At 59.5% G+C, this 15,023-nt stretch carries 17 protein-coding genes and 1 tRNA gene; 6 read left to right on the top strand and 12 right to left on the bottom strand.

The window, feature by feature from the left end; all coding sequences use genetic code 11:
- Positions 1-7 precede the first annotated feature (7 nt).
- Entirely contained in the window at positions 8-1,633 is a 1,626-nt protein-coding gene (locus FX984_RS22940) for a methyl-accepting chemotaxis protein (RefSeq protein ID WP_146475783.1), read from the bottom strand.
- A 568-nt stretch (positions 1,634-2,201) separates the two neighbouring features.
- On the opposite strand from FX984_RS22940, the gene FX984_RS22950 reads away from it, so the two are divergent.
- Together FX984_RS22950 and FX984_RS22955 are read left to right on the top strand one after the other, a co-directional pair.
- The gene (locus FX984_RS22950; protein ID WP_027604307.1) at positions 2,202-2,504 is read left to right on the top strand and encodes a type II toxin-antitoxin system HigB family toxin; all 303 of its coding nucleotides are present in this window, start codon (positions 2,202-2,204) and stop codon (positions 2,502-2,504) included.
- Positions 2,505-2,507: 3 nt separating this feature from the next.
- On the top strand, positions 2,508-2,879 hold the full coding sequence (locus tag FX984_RS22955; protein WP_098480212.1) for a helix-turn-helix domain-containing protein: 372 nt from the start codon (positions 2,508-2,510) through the stop codon (positions 2,877-2,879).
- 140 nt (positions 2,880-3,019) lie between these two features.
- Here FX984_RS22955 and FX984_RS22960 read toward each other — a convergent pair.
- The 5 genes from FX984_RS22960 to dapA form a co-directional block, all read right to left on the bottom strand.
- A tRNA-Ser gene (locus tag FX984_RS22960) sits at positions 3,020-3,109 on the bottom strand.
- Positions 3,110-3,192: 83 nt separating this feature from the next.
- Positions 3,193-3,906, bottom strand: a complete 714-nt coding sequence (gene purC, locus FX984_RS22965; RefSeq protein WP_027604309.1) for a phosphoribosylaminoimidazolesuccinocarboxamide synthase — start codon at positions 3,904-3,906, stop codon at positions 3,193-3,195.
- Positions 3,907-3,933: 27 nt separating this feature from the next.
- Complete coding sequence (locus FX984_RS22970) at positions 3,934-4,692, bottom strand: MBL fold metallo-hydrolase (RefSeq protein WP_027604310.1); 759 nt, start codon at positions 4,690-4,692, stop codon at positions 3,934-3,936.
- Positions 4,693-4,696: 4 nt separating this feature from the next.
- On the bottom strand, positions 4,697-5,812 hold the full coding sequence (gene bamC, locus FX984_RS22975) for an NlpB/DapX family lipoprotein (protein ID WP_027604311.1): 1,116 nt from the start codon (positions 5,810-5,812) through the stop codon (positions 4,697-4,699).
- Between the two features lie 17 nt (positions 5,813-5,829).
- On the bottom strand, positions 5,830-6,708 hold the full coding sequence (dapA, locus tag FX984_RS22980) for a 4-hydroxy-tetrahydrodipicolinate synthase (RefSeq protein ID WP_065928210.1): 879 nt from the start codon (positions 6,706-6,708) through the stop codon (positions 5,830-5,832).
- Between the two features lie 273 nt (positions 6,709-6,981).
- Here dapA and FX984_RS22985 point away from each other — a divergent pair, with 273 nt between their 5' ends.
- On the top strand, positions 6,982-7,542 hold the full coding sequence (locus tag FX984_RS22985) for a glycine cleavage system transcriptional repressor (RefSeq protein WP_003172487.1): 561 nt from the start codon (positions 6,982-6,984) through the stop codon (positions 7,540-7,542).
- A gap of 12 nt (positions 7,543-7,554) precedes the next feature.
- On the top strand, positions 7,555-8,028 hold the full coding sequence (locus FX984_RS22990; RefSeq protein ID WP_146475784.1) for a peroxiredoxin: 474 nt from the start codon (positions 7,555-7,557) through the stop codon (positions 8,026-8,028).
- Between the two features lie 49 nt (positions 8,029-8,077).
- On the opposite strand, the gene FX984_RS22995 is transcribed toward FX984_RS22990, so the two are convergent.
- Both FX984_RS22995 and FX984_RS23000 read right to left on the bottom strand, forming a co-directional pair.
- Positions 8,078-9,148, bottom strand: coding sequence for an AI-2E family transporter (locus FX984_RS22995; protein ID WP_027604314.1), 1,071 nt, complete (start codon positions 9,146-9,148; stop codon positions 8,078-8,080).
- Positions 9,149-9,179: 31 nt separating this feature from the next.
- A complete protein-coding gene (locus FX984_RS23000; RefSeq protein WP_010212198.1) occupies positions 9,180-9,419 on the bottom strand; it encodes a sulfurtransferase TusA family protein in 240 nt (79 codons plus the stop codon).
- Between the two features lie 95 nt (positions 9,420-9,514).
- Between FX984_RS23000 and FX984_RS23005 the strand changes: the two genes are divergently transcribed.
- Positions 9,515-10,948 (top strand): M48 family metalloprotease, encoded by a 1,434-nt coding sequence (locus FX984_RS23005; RefSeq protein ID WP_027604315.1) that lies wholly within the window; start codon positions 9,515-9,517, stop codon positions 10,946-10,948.
- A 67-nt stretch (positions 10,949-11,015) separates the two neighbouring features.
- Here the strand turns inward: FX984_RS23005 and FX984_RS23010 are convergent, their stop codons facing one another.
- Positions 11,016-12,455 carry a DegQ family serine endoprotease gene (locus FX984_RS23010; protein ID WP_027604316.1) on the bottom strand — a complete coding sequence of 480 codons (1,440 nt, stop codon included), beginning with the start codon at positions 12,453-12,455 and terminating at the stop codon, positions 11,016-11,018.
- Between the two features lie 25 nt (positions 12,456-12,480).
- Here FX984_RS23010 and FX984_RS23015 point away from each other — a divergent pair, with 25 nt between their 5' ends.
- Complete coding sequence (locus tag FX984_RS23015) at positions 12,481-12,660, top strand: hypothetical protein (RefSeq protein WP_133822131.1); 180 nt, start codon at positions 12,481-12,483, stop codon at positions 12,658-12,660.
- A gap of 29 nt (positions 12,661-12,689) precedes the next feature.
- Here the strand turns inward: FX984_RS23015 and FX984_RS23020 are convergent, their stop codons facing one another.
- From FX984_RS23020 to rpoE, 3 genes are read right to left on the bottom strand one after another with little or no spacing between them, the layout of a single operon-like run.
- Positions 12,690-13,652: a MucB/RseB C-terminal domain-containing protein gene (locus FX984_RS23020; RefSeq protein WP_098480214.1), complete on the bottom strand. Its 963-nt coding sequence runs from the start codon at positions 13,650-13,652 to the stop codon at positions 12,690-12,692.
- A 16-nt stretch (positions 13,653-13,668) separates the two neighbouring features.
- Complete coding sequence (locus FX984_RS23025) at positions 13,669-14,256, bottom strand: sigma-E factor negative regulatory protein (protein ID WP_003172479.1); 588 nt, start codon at positions 14,254-14,256, stop codon at positions 13,669-13,671.
- Between the two features lie 32 nt (positions 14,257-14,288).
- On the bottom strand, positions 14,289-14,870 hold the full coding sequence (rpoE, locus tag FX984_RS23030) for an RNA polymerase sigma factor RpoE/AlgU (protein WP_003172477.1): 582 nt from the start codon (positions 14,868-14,870) through the stop codon (positions 14,289-14,291).
- Between the last annotated feature and the right edge of the window lie 153 nt (positions 14,871-15,023).

The raw sequence follows: 15,023 nt of genomic DNA on the forward strand, positions 1-15,023 counted from the left end.
CATGTCACTACAGCTGAAACCTTGCGACGGCTTCGTTCAGGGAAACGGCCAGCTGCGCCAGTTCTCGACTCGATCCATTGATCTGCCCGGCGCCGGAAGAGGATTGCGCAGACAGGTCGCGAATATTGACGATGTTGCGATCGACTTCCTTGGCCACCTGGGCCTGCTCCTCGGCGGCGCTGGCGATGACCAGGTTGCGCTGGTGGATCTGGTCGATGGAGTCGGTGATCTGGCTCAATGCGCCGCCCGCGCCCTCAGCCAATGCCAGAGTGTCGGTGGCACGCTGGGTACTCGACTGCATCGAGCTCAACGCGTCGTTGGACCCCGTGCGCATCGCGGTCACCATCTGGTCGATTTCCAGGGTCGATTGCTGGGTACGGTGGGCCAGTGCACGGACTTCGTCAGCCACCACCGCAAAGCCGCGCCCGGACTCACCGGCCCGCGCCGCCTCGATCGCAGCGTTGAGTGCCAGCAGGTTGGTCTGCTCGGCGATGGAGCGGATCACATCGAGCACCTTGCCGATATCCCGCGATTGCTCGGCGAGGTTCTGCACCAGGGTCGAGGTTTCGCCGATGTTGGTGCTCAGGGCTTGAATGGCGCTGACGGTTGCACCCACACGGTGCTGGCCTTCGCGCGCGGTTTCATTGGAAAGGCGAGTGGACTCGGAGGTGGACACCGCATTGCGCGCTACCTCATCCGCCGCCGAGGTCATCTCGTTGACGGCGGTGGCGGCCTGCTCGATTTCAGCGGTCTGCTTTTGCAGGCTGCGGCTGCTCTGGTCGGTGATGCCGTTGAGGTCGGTGGCCGATGACGCCATCTGCCCGGCCGACTGGCGAATCAGTTGCAAGGTCCCGCGCAGGTTGGCCTGCATGGTCTTGAGTGCCACGAGCAGGCGCGTCACTTCGTCGTCGCCGCTCACGTCCACCGTTTGGGTCAGGTCACCTTCGGCAACGTTCTCGGCAGCCCGTACGGCATGACTGAGCGGGCCGACAATGCTGCGCGTGAGCAACCAGGCCAGCAGCACGGTGCTCAACCCGGCCACGATCACAAAGCCGAACACCATGGTGCGCGAACGGCCGTACTGCGATTCGGCCGCCTGGCCTTGCTGGTTGATCTGGGCGTTGTAGTAGTCGGCCAGGGCATTGAGTTGGGCCCCGGAGCCATCCACCACGGTTTTCATATCCACCAGCAACAACTTGTTGAGCTCGGCGCCCTGCTGCTTGTCGGCAAGGATGAACGACTGCGCCAGCCCTTGCTGGTATTGGCGCAGCGAGACCTGGAACTGGTCATAGAGCGTGCGTACTTCGGGGGTGTCGATCACTGCATCGAGGTCGGCCAGCCGTTTGCTCAGGTCCTGGCTGCGGGTGTCCATCTGGCTACGGTATTGCGGGATGCTCGCCGGGTTCGGGTCCAGGGCCATGCGCAAAGAGATCGTACGAATGCGCAGCATGATTTCACGAATGTCCGCCACCAGCCGCATCTTCGGCACCAGCCCGCTTTCCACCTGCACCGCGCTGGCGCGGATGCTTGCCATGTTCGACAGTGCAAAAAAACCCAGCAGGGCCACGAGCAAAGCAATCAGGGCAAAACCCAGACCCGCACGGCGGGCGATGGACAGGCTGCGAAGGGACATTAGGGGGGACTCTCTTATTGGGGATACGATGTCGTACGAGAGTGTTTCGGCCGTGTGGGTAAAGACTTGAGGGGCGTACACCCAGGAAATGGGAAGTTATAAATATCAGTGAGTTATTTGCAGTATCGACGAGCACGGCGCCCACCAACGACAATACTGGGAACATCAAAGGATTACCCCACCAGCAGGTCTGACATGGAAAAAGCCGTCATTACTCTGGCACTGATTTCTTGCCTATACGGCTGCATCGGCGCACAACTTTCACTTCCTGAACAGAAAAACGTACGCACCACCCCTCAACAGAACCCGCCTGAACGAGCATGGTGCGGCGTGACGCTTTGGGCTGTAGTTCCAATACCCCTGAAGCTCCCCGTGTGCCGCTCACATCCCGCTCCCTCGCCCTTATATGCCTGTGGTCCTTTCATGTTCCTGGGACCGGTCATGCACGGTTACAAGGGGAATGCCTTATGTGGAGAAATGCCTTGAGAGCCCATGACACCCGTCTGGAAAACTGCTTGCTCCCATGTGCCCACTTGCAAAAGTCCCAAGGCGGGACTAGGATTTTCCCATGAGAATAGTCGCACTCAGTCAACTCAAAACCTTTTGGCACAAGCACCCGGATTCGGAGCAACCGTTCCTGGCCTGGATAGACGAAGTAAAAAACGCCGACTGGTCAAACCCGGCTGACATCAAGGAACACTTTCGCAGCGCTAGCATTCTCAAAAGCCGAAGGGTCGTCTTCAACATCAAAGGTAACGACTACAGGCTCGTGGTCGCCGTGGCCTATCGCTATGGCGCTGTCTACATCAAGTTTGTCGGTACACATAAGCAGTACGACGCAATTGACGCCGATACCGTCGAAACGGAGTAACCCATGAACATCCGACCTATCCACACCGAACAGGATTACAAGGACGCGCTCAAGTCTGTCTCTGCACTGTTCGACAACGAACCAGAACCCGGCACCCCGGAAGGTGATTACTTTGACGTAATGATCACGCTGATCGAGGCCTATGAAGCCAAACACTTTCCCATGGACCTGCCCAACCCAATCGATGCCATTCGCTTCAGAATGGAACAGTCTGGCCTGTCGGCGGCTGATCTTATTCCCGCCATTGGCCGCCAGAATCGTGTTTATGAAGTGCTGAATGGAAAACGAGCGCTGACCTTGCCGATGATTTGGAAGCTGCATGAGATGTTTGGTATTCCAGCAGAAAGCCTGATCAAACCAGTAAGGACTGCCTGAAGACGGAATACGGTTGGTTGTGCCTGCTGGAAAGAACCACTACGGCCCTGTTTGCTGCTCGGAACGAGTAGCTCTGCCCCAAACTCTCAGAAACGAAAAAGCCCCGTAGCTTATTCAGCTACGGGGCTTTTTCTATGTAATGGCGGAGAGATAGGGATTCGAACCCTAGGTACCGGTGAAGGTACAACGGATTTCGAATCCGTCCCATTCGGCCACTCTGGCATCTCTCCAACGGCGCGCATCATAACAGCCTGTTTCGTGGAAGCAAAGCTCAAACGAGATTTTTTTCCGTGCTATCAGATGCTTGCGTCGATTAAAGCGGTACGCCGAGGCGCTTGGCGACTTCTTCGTAGGCTTCGATCACATCACCGAGGCCTTGGCGGAAGCGGTCCTTGTCCATCTTCTTCTTGGTGTCCTTGTCCCACAGGCGGCAGCCGTCCGGGCTGAATTCGTCGCCGAGGACGATGGAGCCATCGTGGAACACACCGAATTCCAGCTTGAAGTCCACCAGCAGCAGACCTGCGTCGTCGAACAGCTTGCTCAGCACGTCGTTGACCTTGAGGGACAACTCCTTCATGCGTGCCAGTTGCTCGGCGGTGCCCCAGCCGAATGCCACGACGTGGGATTCGTTGATGAACGGGTCGCCCTTGGCGTCGTCCTTCAGGAACAGCTCGAACGTGTAAGGGTTGAGCTTGAGGCCCTCTTCCACGCCCAGGCGCTTGACCAGGCTGCCGGCGGCGTAGTTACGCACGACGCATTCCACCGGGATCATGTCCAGCTTCTTCACCAGGCACTCGTTGTCGCCCAGCAGTTTGTCGAATTGGGTCGGAATGCCGGCCGCTTCGAGTTTCTGCATGATGAAGGCGTTGAACTTGTTGTTCACCATGCCCTTGCGATCAAGTTGTTCGATGCGCTTGCCGTCGAACGCCGAGGTGTCGTTGCGAAACAGCAGGATCAGGCGGTTGGCGTCGTCGGTCTTGTAAACCGACTTGGCTTTGCCGCGGTAGAGTTCTTCACGTTTTTCCATGATGGGCTCCGCTTTGAGTGAGGTGGGCTAGGCGATATGTCGCCAGTCGAGCCCTGAATCTTGATCGGCCAGTTGCAGCCAGTCCGGGTCGCACCCGAGGGTGTCGACAAAACATTGCCGGGCAAGCGTCGGCAGGTTGTTCTTGCTGCTCAAGTGGGCCAGGACCAGGTGTTGCAGGTCTTGCCAGCCCAACTCATACACCAGGTACGCCGCCTGATGGTTGTTCAAATGTCCCAGTTCGCCGCCGACCCGTTGCTTGAGAAAGTACGGATAGTGACCGCGAGCCAACAGGTCTCGGCAGTGGTTGGACTCGATCATCAAGGCATCGAGGTTCCGGTAGCCGTCCAGTACCTTGGCGCAGTAGGAGCCCAGGTCGGTGAGCACGCCGAAACGCCGCTCTCCGTCACTGAATACATACTGCGTCGGTTCCTGGGCGTCGTGCGCCACGGCAATCACATCGATGCTCAGGGCACCGATTTGCAGCTGCTCGCCACCGGCCAGGAAACCTGCGGGTTCTATAGGTTTGCGCATCCCGCGCAGTGTGCCGCGACTGAGGTACACCGGAAGATTGTAGCGCCGAGACAGCAAACCCACGCCATGCACGTGGTCGGCATGTTCGTGGGTCACCAGAATCGCGCTCAGCTGCGAGGGGTGAACCCCCAGGCGCAGCAGGCGCCGCTCGGTTTCCTTTAACGAGAAACCACAATCCACCAGCACGTACGTGTCGTCATGGGCGACCAGCGTGCCGTTCCCTTGGCTACCGCTGCCGAGAACGGCAAAACGCATCGGATCAGCCCAGGTTGTCCTGAATCACGCCCAACACCTTGCGCGCTGTTTCAGCCGGCGCGACGGTGTTGATGTTCTTCTCGACGGTGACCTGCACAGTCTCGCCAACCTTGCTCAAACGCACCTGATAACGCTCGGCGCGGGTCTCGATTTCTTCCTTGGTCGGCTTGCTGCCGAACAGTTTGCCGAAGAAACCAGGCTCTTCGTCTTTGCGCTCGGCCTTTTCAGCCACGTTGATGTAGTACAGGCCCAGGCTGCGGTTGATGTCTTCAACACGCCATGGGCCTTGCTCCAACGCGCGGCCGACGCTGGCCCAGGCGCGATCCAGGTCTTCACCCAGGTTCAGCACCACGTTGCCGCTGCCGTCCTCGGTGAGGCTGACGCGGCTCGGGGTGTCGTAATCACGGGCGGCGAGCAGGGAAACGGAACCGCCCTTCTCGGAGATACGGCTCATGCTGGCCAGCATCTCGTCGACCAATGCCGAGTCGACACCGGTGTTGACCGAGCGGTTGGTGAAGTCGACGTTGGCGGTGCTGCCGGCAGGACGCTCGGCGCTGACCACGTAGACTTCACTGGTGTTGCGCTGTACGCCCGGCTCGATGCGCACACGCACTCGGGCTTCGCTGTCGGCGGCGACACCACCGGCCTGCAGGCGCTTGGCCATGGTGGCGGACAGCTCGCTGCCCTGCTGCCATGCCGTGGTGAATTCACCGGTCTGCGGGCGCTGCTCGTCGATGCGGAAACCGTTGTCCTGGAAGAACTGCACCGCTACCGGCCAGACTTCTGCAGGTGGGCGCTGCGCCACGATCCAACGCGAATCACCGCTCTTCTGCAGGCTGTAGTCGCTGGCATCCGCCACGGCCGAGATCGGCTGTGGACGTGGCACGACGTATTCACCCTTGGTGGTGTCGTCGGCAACGTTGCGTGGAATCGGCAGCAACGGGTCAAGGCGCTTGGCGACGTTGACGTCCGGCGGCAGTTGCATCGGTTTGGTTGCTTGTGCTTCCAGGTAATCGCTGCCGCGGTCACGGAAGTAGCCTTCCGGGCCCCAGATCCAACCGCAGCCACTGGTGCTGGAGATAATCAAGGCAAGTGCGGAAAGTCCGGCCAATCGCTTCATGCGTAGTGCTTCCTCAATTAAACCAGGACGCCGGACTGGCGCAGGGCCTGTCGCAGCGGTTCGTGACAGGCTTCGCTGAGGCGGGTGAGCGGCAGACGGATACCGTCCGGCATCAGGCCCATCTCGAACAGCGCCCACTTCACGGGAATAGGGTTGGATTCGATAAACAGTGTCTTGTTGAGCGGCATCAGCTTCTCGTGGATCGCACGGGCGGTCACGGCGTCGCCGGCGATGGCGGCGGCACACAGGTCGCTCATGGCGCGCGGGGCCACGTTGGCGGTCACGGAGATATTGCCCTTGCCGCCCAGCAGGATCAGCTCGACAGCCGTGGCGTCGTCACCGGAATACAGCAGGAAATCGCTGCTCACCCCGGCCAGGATGTCCTTGGCGCGCTGCAGGTCGCCGGTGGCTTCCTTGATGCCGATGATGTTCGGCACGGTGGACAGGCGGATCACGGTCTCGGCCTTCATGTCGCACGCGGTACGACCCGGCACGTTATAGAGGATCTGCGGGATGTCGACGGCTTCGGCAATGGTGCGGAAGTGCTGGTACAGGCCTTCCTGGGTCGGCTTGTTGTAGTACGGGGTCACCAGCAGGCAAGCGTCGGCGCCGGCTTTCTTGGCGTTTCGGGTCAGCTCGATGGCTTCGCGCGTCGAGTTGGCGCCCGTGCCGGCGATCACGGCAATACGCCCCGCGACACGCTTGACCACGAATTCGATCACCTGGATGTGTTCTTCCACATCGAGGGTGGCCGATTCACCTGTGGTGCCGACCGCCACGATGGCGTTGGTGCCTTCTTGCAGGTGGAAGTCCACCAGTTTGCCCAGGCTGTCCCAGTCGAGATGACCTTGTGCATCCATGGGTGTGACCAGTGCCACCATACTGCCCGCAATCATGCAACCGCTCCTGCCGGAAAAAGAGAGCCGTAATGGTACTGGCGCCAAGATGCTTGTACAAGCGAAGTACCGCCTGAGGATGCGTTCTGGCGCAACTAAACGACGGGCAATGCCATCATTGGGCCAAAGCACGGGTTGAGGCTGGGCAAAATCAGGCGGATCACGCAATGAAAACGCCACCTCCTATCCCTTGGCGACGCTTTTCGCTACCCTTCATGCTTTGATCGATACAGCCCTCACCGTATCGACCGCTCATCGTTTTAGGAAGGCTGCATGTCCACCCCCACAGTTCGCGAACAATTCCTTGTTATCAGTGCCCTCGGCGCCAACCCCATGGAGCTGACCAACGTCCTGTGCCGCGCCAGCCATGAAAACCGCTGTGCCGTGGTGACCTCCCGCCTGACCCGCCATGGCGAGTGCAGTGCGCTGGTCCTGCAGATTTCCGGCACCTGGGATGCCCTGGCGCGCCTGGAGACCGGCCTGCCGGGCCTGGCCAAGAAGCACGACTTCACCGTCAACGTGGTGCGCAGCGCCGCCCTGGAAAATCGCCCGCAGGCGCTTCCTTATGTGGCGTATGTCAGCTCGGCCTACCGCTCGGACATCGTCAATGAGCTGTGCCAGTTCTTCATCGACCACAACGTCGAACTGGAGAACCTGACCTGCGACACCTACCAGGCCCCGCAGACCGGCGGCACCATGCTCAACGCCACCTTCACCGTGACCCTGCCGGCCGGCGTGCAGATCAGTTGGCTGCGCGACCAGTTCCTGGATTTCGCCGATGCCCTGAACCTCGACGCGTTGATCGAGCCGTGGCGCCCACAGAACCCAATGTAAGGAAGTTTTTTCATGGCGGTAGTCATCGACAAACCCGTAGCCGATTTCGAAGCCCAGGCCACCAGCGGCCAGACCTTCAGCCTTGCCGCCCTCAAGGGCAAGCAAGTGGTGATCTACTTCTACCCGAAGGACAGCACCCCGGGCTGCACCACCGAAGGCCAGGGTTTCCGTGACCAGTACGCGGCATTCAAGGCCGCCAACACAGAGGTGTTTGGCGTGTCGCGCGACAGCGTGAAGTCCCATGAGAACTTCAAGGGCAAGCAGGAATTCCCGTTCGAGCTGATCAGCGACAAGGATGAAGCGGTCTGCCAGCTGTTCGATGTCATCAAGCTGAAGAAGCTGTACGGCAAGGAATACCTGGGTGTGGATCGCAGCACCTTCCTGATCGACAAGGACGGTGTGCTGCGCCAGGAATGGCGCGGCGTGAAAGTGCCGGGCCATGTGGACACCGTTCTGGCCGCAGCCCAGGCGTTGAACAAGGCCTGATCTGTAGCGCGGATCACTGCGGCGATGAAGCAGTGATTCGCACCTCCCCTTACAACAACGGTGCCACCACCGGCTCCTGCCGCGGCCACGCATCCAGCACGGCCTTGAACAGCGTCGCCAGGGGAATCGCAAAGAACACCCCCCAGAATCCCCACAGTCCACCAAACAACAGCACTGCACAGATGATCGCCACCGGGTGCAGGTTGACCGCCTCCGAGAACAGCAGCGGCACCAGCACGTTGCCATCCAGGGTCTGGATGATGCCGTAGACCGCCATCAGGTAGATGAACTGGTCGCTCCAGCCCCACTGGAACAAGGCGATCAAGGTCACCGGCACTGTTACCACCACGGCACCGACATACGGCACCACCACCGAAATCCCCACCAGCAGTGCCAGCAAGGCGGCGTAGTTGAGGTCCAGTGCGATAAACGCGATGTAGGTAACGCCCCCGCAGATAATGATCTCGATGACCTTGCCACGAATGTAGTTGGCGATCTGCCGGTTCATTTCTTCGGCCACCCGGGTGATCAGCGCTCGTTCGCGGGGCAGATAGCCGCTCACCCAACGTCCGATCATGGCGCGGTCCTTGAGGAAGAAGAACACCAGGATCGGTACGAGCACCAGGTAGATCATGATGTTGACCAGCAGCGGCAGGCTGGACAGGGAAAAGGTCAGCGCCCATTGCCCGAATTTTCCGATTTCGCCCCGTGCCACTTCTATGGCCTGCAACACCTGCTCGTCCGACACCAGATGCGGGTAGCGTTCCGGCAACAGCAGCAACAGCGACTGCCACTTGGCGAGCATGCCCGGCAACTCGTTGAACAACGTGATCAGTTGGTGCCACAGCAGCGGCAATACCACGACGACAAACACCACCAGCAGCCCCATGAACAAGGCGAATACCAGGCCCACTGCCGCGCCGCCCGGCAAGCGTAGACGCTCCAGGGTGGTGACCAGGCCCTGCATCAGGTAAGCCAGCACCATCCCCGCCAGTACCGGCGCCAGCATGCCTCCCAAGGTGAGTACGGCCGTAAAGGCCAGAAACAGCAGGACCGCGAGCACCACGGCTTCTTCATCGGAGAAGTAGCGCTGGATCCAGTCTCGTAACACTTTGAACATCAATCAACCTCGGGTGGTAGGGGCAAACGGTTCAGGCCTTGCGCAACCAGTAACGGTACACACCGGCGGCGTCTTCTTCATGCAGCAGGGTATGGCCGGCCAGCTTGGCGAAGGTGCGAAAATCACGCTGGGAACCTGCGTCGGTGGCGATCACCTTGAGCACAGCGCCACTGGCCAATCGATTGAGTTCCAGCTTGGCCTTGAGCAGAGGCAACGGGCAATTGAGGCCGCTGGCATCGAGTTCGGCATCAAAGGCTACAGCGTCGGTCATGGTTTTACTCCGGGCACGCATTCGGGGTGCTTAGAATATCTGGTCCGAAGCTCAGTGTCCGGCTACAGTAAGCTCTTTGTCGAAAGGCTCTGTGCATGACTTTTTTGCGCCCCACCCTGCTGACGCTGGCTTGCCTGCTGGCCTCCCCAGGCTTCGCTGACGACCTGCCGTCACTTGGCGACGCCAGTTCTGCCATTGTCTCGCCACAACAGGAATATCAGCTGGGCCGCGCCTGGCTGGCCTACCTACGGGGCCAGGTCTCGCAGTTGAACGACCCGCAGCTCAAGGATTACGTCGAAACCAGCGTGTACAAGCTGGTGGAAACCAGCCAGGTGAATGACCGGCGCCTGGAATTCATCCTGATCAACAGCCCGCAGCTGAACGCCTTTGCCGCACCCGGCGGTATCGTCGGCGTGAACGGCGGCCTGTTTCTCAATGCCCAGACCGAAGGGGAATACGCGTCGGTGCTGGCCCACGAACTGGCTCACTTGTCCCAGCGTCACTTCGCCCGTGGTGTCGAGGCGCAGCAGCGCATGCAGATCCCGATGATGGCCGCCCTCCTCGGCGGCATCATTGCGGCCGCCGCCGGTGCCGGGGATGCCGGGATTGCTGCGATTGCCGGCACCCAGGCGGCGGCCATCCAGGAACAACGACGATTCTCTCGCCAGAATGAACAGGAAGCGGACCGTATCGGCATCGTCAACCTGGAGAAAGCCGGCTACGACCCGCGTTCCATGCCGACCATGTTCGAACGCCTGATGCGTCAGTACCGCTTCGACGCCAAGCCGCCGGAATTCCTGCTGACTCACCCGGTGACCGAATCGCGTATCGCCGACACCCGCAACCGCGCGGAACAGGCCAAGGCCGGTGGCAAGGAAGACAGCCTGCGCTACCAGCTGATTCGCGCACGGGTACAGCTGCAATACGAAGACACCTCCGGACTCGCCGCCAAACGCTTCCAGGCGCAACTGGACGAAAATCCTAAAAACGACGTGGCGCGCTATGGCCTGGCCATCGCCCAGATCAAAGCCTCCCAGTTCAAACAGGCACGGGAAAGCCTGCAACCCTTGCTGGCCAAGGCGCCCAATGACATCACCTACAACCTGGCGCAGATCCAGTTGGACATCGACAACAACCACCTGCCCGATGCCCAGCAACGCACGGATCGGATGCTGACCCAATACCCCGGCAACTACCCGCTGAATCAGATTCGGGTAGATCTGTTGCTTAAACAGAATCGCACCGCCGATGCGGAAAAGGCCCTGGATGGCTTGCTCAAGTCGCGCCCGGACGATCCGGATGTGTGGTACCAGGTCGCCGAGACGCGTGGTTTGTCGGGCAATATCATCGGCCTGCATCAGGCTCGCGCCGAATACTTTGCTTTGGTGGGAGACTTCCAGCAGGCGATTCAGCAGTTGGACTTTGCCAAACGTCGCGCCGGCAGCAATTTCCCGTTGTCGTCACGTATCGATGCACGTCAGCGTGAGTTGATCGAACAGGAGCGCCTGGTTAAAGGCATGATGGGCTAGACCCATCGCCCACAAAAAAGCCCCGCCCTCGTAACACGAAGGCGGGGCTTTTTATTGGCCGGGTGGGTTACTCGGCCAGCTTGAAGGTAATGAAGCTGGCACGCCCCTGGCGAAGCACGCGCATCGATACCGAGCGGTTCTTCGGCAACGCCTTGGCGATGTCGGTGAACTGCTTGGTAGTCTCAATCGCCTGATTGTTCAGGTGAGTGATCACGTCGCCAGGCTGCAGGCCGATCAAGGCTGCCGGGCCGTCCTGCACTTCCTTGATCACCACGCCGCTCTTGAGATCGAAGGCTTTCTTCTGCTCGTCAGTCAGCTCGGCCACGGCAATGCCCAGGCGATTGCTGCTGCGCTCGGCGCCCGGCTTGGTGTTACCCAGGGCATCCAGGGTCGCGCCCTCTTCAGGGATCGCTCCTACAGTCAGCTCGACATTCTGGCGCTTGCCATCACGAATCACTTCCAACTTGGCCTTGCTGCCGGCCTTGAGTGCGCCAACCAGGTGCGGCAGGTCGGCCGACATAACGATCGGTTGACCGTTCATGCTCAGGATCACGTCGCCCACTTGCAGACCGCCTTTGGCAGCCGGGCCGTCATCCTGGATTTGCGCGACCAGGGCGCCCGCCGGCTTGTCGAGGCCGAAGGATTCAGCCAGGTCCTTGTTCACTTCCTGAATCACCACGCCCAACCAGCCACGGCTGACCTTGCCACCGCTTTTCAGCTGATTGGAAACATCCATGGCCACGTCGATAGGAATGGCGAACGAAACCCCCATGAAGCCACCGGAACGGGTGTAGATCTGCGAGTTGATCCCCACCACTTCGCCCGCCAGGTTGAACAACGGGCCACCGGAGTTGCCCGGGTTGATCGGCACGTCGGTCTGGATGAACGGCACATAGTTCTCGTTCGGCAGGCTGCGACCAATGGCACTGACGATACCCTGGGTAACGGTATGGTCAAAACCAAACGGCGAGCCGATGGCTACCACCCACTGCCCCGCCTTCAGGTCCTGGGACTTGCCCAGCTTCAGCACCGGCAGGTCCTTGCCCTCGATCTTCAGCAAGGCCACGTCGGAACGCGGATCGGTGCCGACCAATTTGGCTTTCAGCTCACTGCGATCGGCCAGGCGTACGAGGATCTCGTCGGCGTCGGCAATCACATGGTTATTGGTGAGGATGTAGCCATCTGGCGAAATGATGAAGCCCGACCCCAGGGACTGCGCTTCACGCTGGCCACCACCGCCACCACGGGGCGCACGCGGTTGTGGCATGCCACGCTCGAAGAACTCGCGCAGCATCGGCGGCAGGCCTTCCAGGTCAGGCATCTGCTGGTTGGAGACTTTGCGATCCGGCAGCTTCTGGGTGGTACTGATGTTCACCACGGCAGGCGAGGCTTGCTCAACCAATTGGGTGAAGTCAGGCAACTCGACCGCTTGCGCGGGCACGGCCTGACCCAGCACCAATACCGTGGCGACTATGGATAGGTAAGACTTCAAACGTGGTATCGACATACAGCTCCCGTTACGACGAGCAGGGTTGAGCGACAGGGTTCAAGAAACGCCGAAAACTGCGAACGACATCTTTGTTCCGCGAACAAAACAAGGCCAGGGCCAACAAGCCCTGACCTATAAAAAACATGGGAGATTTTTGCAAGTGAAAATGCTGATCCAGACATTTCATGCTCTCGGCAGCCAACCTGGCATGGGCGTACTGTGAAAGATCCGGATGAACATAGGATTAACGACTCACGGCTTGGGGGTGGCCTTTTTTTCACCGCGCACCGACAGTGCGATGCGTTCGGCGGTGCCAATAGGTATTTCGCCGACCACAGTCACCATCATTTCGCCATCCACCGTATTCAAGCGACGAGATACAGCGACCGTGGGGCCTAATTGGGTGCGAGTCTCGGTCACGCTCACATCGCTGATCGGCTCGAGAAACACCGAGAAGCGCGCCAGTCCATCTTCATACATCAGGCTGTCGACCGTGGCCTTGGTATGGGGATCCTTGCGGGCGCTGCTATTGGTCAGCTGAAAGCCTGGCGGCAACCACTCCAAGTGCCACGCCTCGGTGGCCTCTACGGCCGCTGCCTTGGTGTCGCCGACGGCGATGGAGGTGCATTCGCCGCTGGGCTGCAAGTCGCGATCATTAGGCGTGGTGGAGGTGTCCAATCGAGTGAACTGAAAGCGCTCAAGCAACTGCCCTTGATCATTCAGCAGCAAGGATTTGAGCGGCAAGGCAGTTTCACGATCAAGATGCAGCTCAAAACCGTAGCGGTATTGATCACGGGGTGTAATCGACACAATCACTGCATTACGACCGGCCACGCGAGATTTGCCGATAACGGCCAGTTCGTAGAATTGATTGAGTCTTTGCGGATCGAGGGCGCGCGAGGGCGCATCACGCGAATTGCCAAGGCCGGCGACAAGAGTGCCGCTGACGCACTGAGTACGACCGTCTATACGAACGACTTCCTGAGCAGAACCATCGAGCTGCAAGAGCCGCTCACGGACCTGGCCATTCTGGACACGATGCCAGATGTCATGGGTAGAAAAACTGCCATTACGTTCGTAGACAAACGTACCTTGAAAACTTTGCTGCTGCTCTGCACGCCCAAGTCGAGTCAGCCAGTCTTGGGCGTCGTCGGCATGGGCGGGGAGTGCAAACCAACCACTGAGCAATAAGGTAAGGAGCGGTATGGCGCGCATAGGGCTCCTTAACGGATCAGCGGTTTTCCAGGCTTGCAGCGCGAGCGTATGGCAGAGCGCTTTCAGTGCCTTTCAAGGCGGATTCCTGTGCGTGTTGGCGCAGGTAGCCTGGAAGACGCTGGTCCTGCCAGCCGGATTGCCCTTGCAGCACACCGTTGGCCATAGGGCCGGTGGTGTCGGAGCTTTCCTTGTAGCCGGCCAGTACCGCTGGGCCTTTGACTTGCGGACCGGCCATGACCGGTTGCTGAGTCTGCTGGGCCAGTTCGGCACCGGCGATTTCGTCCTGGTTGTACAGGCGAACACCGGCCAGCACTGCAACAGTCACCGAAGCAGCCACTGCCAGGCGACCCAGGCTGCGCCAAGGGCCACGAGCAGCTTTTGCCGGAACGGCTTCATCAGCCAGCGCGGCAGAAACGGCCGCAGCAATATCCAGACGAGGGATTAGAAGATCCTTGTGCATCACCGCCCGAGCGACTTGGTAACGAGACCAGGTATCACGGGTTTCGGCATCATCAAATGCATTGAGCACTCGACGAAGTTCCAGTTCATCCGCTTCGTTATCCATCACTGCGGACAGCGATTCCTGCAGGGCATCACGACTCATGGCGGTTCCTCTCTTGGCTGTCGCCGCTGTCTTTAGTTTTCCTGCAACAACGGTTGCAAGGCTTTATCGATGGCTTCCCGGGCCCGGAAAATCCGTGACCTTACAGTCCCCACCGGACACTGCATGACGCTCGCAATGTCTTCGTAACTCAGACCATCGAATTCACGTAAAGTTAACGCCGTACGCAAATCTTCTGGCAGTTGCTGAATCGTGCGATGAACGGTGCCTTCGATCTCGTCGCGCAGCAATGCACGCTCCGGCGACTCGAGATCTTTGAGGCCGTGATCACCATCGTAAAATTCTGCATCTTCTGAACTTACATCACTATCCGGTGGGCGGCGTCCGCGAGACACCAGATAGTTCTTCGCCGTGTTGATGGCGATGCGGTAGAGCCACGTGTAAAACGCACTATCACCGCGGAAATTGCCCAGTGCACGGTACGCCTTGATAAAGGCTTCCTGTGCAACGTCCTGCGCTTCATGGGTGTCGTGCACAAACCGCACGATCAACCCGAGAATTTTGTGCTGGTATTTCAGCACTAGCAGATCAAATGCTCGCTTGTCACCGCGTTGAACGCGCTCGACCAGCTGCTGATCCTCTTCCTGGGTTAGCATGAACACTCCTCGTTGTACTTGAAGGAGGCTTGCATAACTAAACGATCAGGCTTGCAAACATAGACTCGGACTTTTCGCAAAAGTTCTCCCCCTTCAAGCAAGTTTCCGGCATGCACTGATTTGGCACACACGAAAAACGCAGCGCGGGCAACG

This window comes from Pseudomonas marginalis (assembly GCF_008692035.1).
GTDB lineage: Bacteria > Pseudomonadota > Gammaproteobacteria > Pseudomonadales > Pseudomonadaceae > Aquipseudomonas > Aquipseudomonas marginalis.

Coding starts and splice junctions, on each gene's coding strand:
- FX984_RS23025 (WP_003172479.1), bottom strand. CDS start 14,256: ATGAGTCGTGATGCCCTGCAGGAATCGCTGTCCGCAGTGATGGATAAC.
- FX984_RS23000 (WP_010212198.1), bottom strand. CDS start 9,419: ATGACCGACGCTGTAGCCTTTGATGCCGAACTCGATGCCAGCGGCCTC.
- FX984_RS22985 (WP_003172487.1), top strand. CDS start 6,982: ATGTCCACCCCCACAGTTCGCGAACAATTCCTTGTTATCAGTGCCCTC.
- purC (WP_027604309.1), bottom strand. CDS start 3,906: ATGGAAAAACGTGAAGAACTCTACCGCGGCAAAGCCAAGTCGGTTTAC.
- bamC (WP_027604311.1), bottom strand. CDS start 5,812: ATGAAGCGATTGGCCGGACTTTCCGCACTTGCCTTGATTATCTCCAGC.
- FX984_RS23005 (WP_027604315.1), top strand. CDS start 9,515: ATGACTTTTTTGCGCCCCACCCTGCTGACGCTGGCTTGCCTGCTGGCC.
- FX984_RS22950 (WP_027604307.1), top strand. CDS start 2,202: ATGAGAATAGTCGCACTCAGTCAACTCAAAACCTTTTGGCACAAGCAC.
- FX984_RS23010 (WP_027604316.1), bottom strand. CDS start 12,455: ATGTCGATACCACGTTTGAAGTCTTACCTATCCATAGTCGCCACGGTA.
- dapA (WP_065928210.1), bottom strand. CDS start 6,708: ATGATTGCGGGCAGTATGGTGGCACTGGTCACACCCATGGATGCACAA.
- FX984_RS22995 (WP_027604314.1), bottom strand. CDS start 9,148: ATGTTCAAAGTGTTACGAGACTGGATCCAGCGCTACTTCTCCGATGAA.
- rpoE (WP_003172477.1), bottom strand. CDS start 14,870: ATGCTAACCCAGGAAGAGGATCAGCAGCTGGTCGAGCGCGTTCAACGC.
- FX984_RS22970 (WP_027604310.1), bottom strand. CDS start 4,692: ATGCGTTTTGCCGTTCTCGGCAGCGGTAGCCAAGGGAACGGCACGCTG.
- FX984_RS22990 (WP_146475784.1), top strand. CDS start 7,555: ATGGCGGTAGTCATCGACAAACCCGTAGCCGATTTCGAAGCCCAGGCC.
- FX984_RS22940 (WP_146475783.1), bottom strand. CDS start 1,633: ATGTCCCTTCGCAGCCTGTCCATCGCCCGCCGTGCGGGTCTGGGTTTT.
- FX984_RS23020 (WP_098480214.1), bottom strand. CDS start 13,652: ATGCGCGCCATACCGCTCCTTACCTTATTGCTCAGTGGTTGGTTTGCA.
- FX984_RS22955 (WP_098480212.1), top strand. CDS start 2,508: ATGAACATCCGACCTATCCACACCGAACAGGATTACAAGGACGCGCTC.